Here is a 3,197-nt window from a genome sequence, read left to right as displayed (position 1 = left end):
TTGGGCTGTTTCTTCCGTAGGAAAGCCGTCATTAAATTCCAGCGTGCCAATGCTGGTCTCCACCTTGTCCGGCGTAATCACATTGGCCGGGATCTGTGTGGTCATTTTGTATTGGGGTGATTCGGCCCAGGATGTGGCGGGTAGGCTAATCGCAACCAGCCCGGCCAGGGCAAATTTCAGTGCTGTGGTGATTTTCATAAATCTCTCCTTGGTAAAAAAATTCAAATTCATTGAGCAGTCAGATCCAGAGTGCGAGCGGCACTATTTCACCAACTCCACATCATTTGGAATCCAGGTCTTTTCGTTGAATGCATTGAGCGGTCCGTAATAACGGATGTAAACAAAGAAGCCCTGGTCAGGCAGGGTCTTGACCCAGTTCTCTGCCGCAACGCCCTCCGGTTTCTCGTTGGAGAAGTAGATGTCGATGGAGCCATCCTTGTTGGTCTTTGGCGGCGGGTCCTGCTGGCTGCTGATGCTGGGGTACGGCTGGCTCTGGATTTCAGAGCGGGTCCAGGGGTCATAAACCGTAACGGCCCAGAACAGTGCAACCGGTACATTGGGCAGCATGTGCAGCTTGTAGGTCTTGTTGCCATCAAAGGGGTTGCCTTCGCTGTCCTTGTACGTCGTCTGGTAGCGGGAACCCTTGCCCTCGGGCATTTGTGCGGCCATGGCCGGCGTGATGCCATCGGCAGTGAAGTGGAACGCAGTGCGCGCCCCGAGGTTGATGTAGTCGTTCTGGTAGAAAGTCGAGTTGTTGGTGATGTAGGGGCTCTCCCACTGCCGGCCCGGATAAACCTTGGCGTTTTCGTCGCGGCTGTCAAAGGCGATCACTCGTGACATTGCAACACCTTCGGCTGCGGCCGTGGCGAAAATTTTCTGCATACGGGCATCCGGCGCGAAAGGCTTACCTTTCTCGATACCCAGGGAAGCCAGGCGACCGAGCAGTTCCTTGCCAAAAGCTTCCGCCGGCTCGTAAGAAATAATCTCGTGCATCCATTTGAACGCTTCGGCATTCTCCGGCACCAGCGTATTGCTGGGCACACCGGTGATATTCAGCACCTTGGGCTCCTGGGGTTCGGCGCCCAGGGGGTAGATCCTGGCGTTATCCCGGTAGAACTTGAGCGCCTTGTCGCCGGTTCCCACAACTTCTGCGTTCGCCCGAAGAAACGAAAAATTCATATAGGTCTTTGAACGTGTGACAAAGTAACCTTCAGGCACATCTCCCTCGTAGCCCGGTGGCAGGAGAAGATATTTTCCACCTTTGCCCTGGTCCTTGCCGGTCGGGCCCACATCGGCCAGGAACAGGAAGTTGTGATCGTCCATAGGGCCCATTACGCCCGGTGGCACCTGGAACACCAGTGGTCCGGTTTCCTTCAGATCGAATACCATCAAGGAATAGAGGCTTTCGGTGTTGCCGGTCAAAATCAGTGGAACAGAGTCCAGGCGGTCTGCCGAGACGGCAATGTAAGAACTGTCGGTAAAGCCGTAATCCCGGATCCAGCCCTTCATTAGTCCATGTGCCGAAAGCGCCGGGTACATGTCCAGGTAAAGTTGGGTGGCGCGCTGCAAGTCCATCTCGCCATAGACTTTCTGCACCGTTTCTTCTGTCGGGTAGCCGCCTGGAAATTCAAGATGCCCGAACCGGGTTTTCATTGAATCCGCCGCGGGTTTGAATTCGCCGGGCTTGTATTTGGCTTCACTGCCAGCCTGCTCAAAGAAACCCATTTCCTGCTCGGCCTGGATCGGGCCGGATACAACGATGGCCACCAGGCCGGCTGCGAGAATCAATTTTTCAAAAGTACGTTTCACGATATTCTCCTGTTTCATTTGACCAGTTCCAGTTCACCGGGACGCCAGGTCTTGTCGAGCCAGGGCTGCAGCGGCCCGTAGGCGCGCAATATGATGAACCAGCTCTTGCCCGGTATCGTCTGGATCCAGTTCTCCTCGAATCCCTTGACCGCCTTCGGAGCGAAGTAAACGTCTATGGAACCGTCCTTGTTCTCCAGGACCTTGCCGCTCAGGCTGTTGATCCCGGCGAACTTCTGGTCGGTCTGGAGCATGGAGCGGGTCTGGGGGTCGTAGATGGTGACCGACCAGTTGTCCTTGACCGGGAAGTTTGGCGGCAGGTGCAGCTTGTAGGTCTTGGCGCCGTCCAGCGGCCGACTCTCCGAGTCGAGACCGGCGATCTGGTAATCCGACCCCGCCCCCGGCTTGGTCAGCGCCATGGCCGGCGTCACGCAGACGGCGTTGTAGTGCATCCACAGCCGTGCGTCCATGCGGCGGGCACCATCCTTGAGGAAGAAGGCGTTCTTCTCGGGAAAGGCCATGACCCATTCGCTGTCGTCGCCAGGGTAGATCCACTGGCCCGAATCACGGGGGTGCACCGTGTTGGCGCGGGCGTAGGCGTTACCGATGGCCACGGCATCGACGAGGATCTTCTTCATACGCTCGTCGGGCGCGAAGGGCTTGCCCTTGACAATGCCGATGGCCCGGACCTGCCCCAGAAGTTCAGCGTCAACCCAACCGTCGGCCTCTTCCTGGACCAGAGCATTCACATCTTCGTAAAAGCTGAAGTCGTTGGGTGCGATGGTTTGGTAGTCACCCCGACCCGACATGTTCAGGAATTCCATCTTTGGCGGGTTGTCCTTCATGGACAGCGGGTAGACTTTCAGGTTCTTCTTGATGTTGTCGGCCGCGTCCTTGACGCTGTCACGCACGTATCCACGCATGAAATTCCACACACCATAGGTCTTGGACTCGAAGACGTAGTAGCCACTCGGCACGTCGCCCTCGTAGCCCGGGGGCAGGATAAGATACTTGCCACCCTTGCCCTTGTCGGGTCCAGCCGCGCCCATGTCCGTGATGTAGCGGAAAAACATGTCATCGAGGATACCCAGCACATCAGGCGGGATCTCGATGACGGTAGGTCCGTCCTTCTTCAGATCGAGAAAGCCCCAGGTGTAGAGGGAAGTGTTGTTCCAGGTCAACACCAGCGGCTTGGAGTCACCCATATCCTCCGCGATCACGATCTGATTGCTCTTGGTGTGCCCGAGGTTCCGCTGTCCCTTGCGGATGTTGTACATGGAAACTGCGGGCGTCATGTTGATGAACACCTCGACAGCGCGGGCGCGATCCACGAAGTCGTAGACCTTTTCGGTGGTATCGCCCACCGGCACACCGTCAAAGAACTCGAGGGT

3 protein-coding genes are annotated in these 3,197 nt (G+C 56.8%); all 3 read right to left on the bottom strand.

Going from position 1 to position 3,197, the window contains the following annotated elements; genetic code table 11:
* A partial coding sequence (locus Q0X66_RS15605; RefSeq protein WP_297708005.1) for a hypothetical protein occupies positions 1-198 on the bottom strand: 198 nt, incomplete at its 3' end.
* Between the two features lie 63 nt (positions 199-261).
* Positions 262-1,827, bottom strand: a complete 1,566-nt coding sequence (locus Q0X66_RS15600) for a DUF1254 domain-containing protein (RefSeq protein WP_297708003.1) — start codon at positions 1,825-1,827, stop codon at positions 262-264.
* The coding region (locus Q0X66_RS15595) for a DUF1254 domain-containing protein (RefSeq protein ID WP_297708001.1) at positions 1,824-3,197 on the bottom strand (1,374 nt) is incomplete at its 5' end. The genes Q0X66_RS15595 and Q0X66_RS15600, both read right to left, overlap by 4 nt.

Origin of the sequence: uncultured Eudoraea sp. (genome assembly GCF_947260015.1) — a bacterium.
In the GTDB taxonomy this organism is placed as follows: Bacteria; Bacteroidota; Bacteroidia; order Flavobacteriales; family Flavobacteriaceae; genus Eudoraea.
This window is presented reverse-complemented; position numbering and strand designations above follow the sequence as displayed.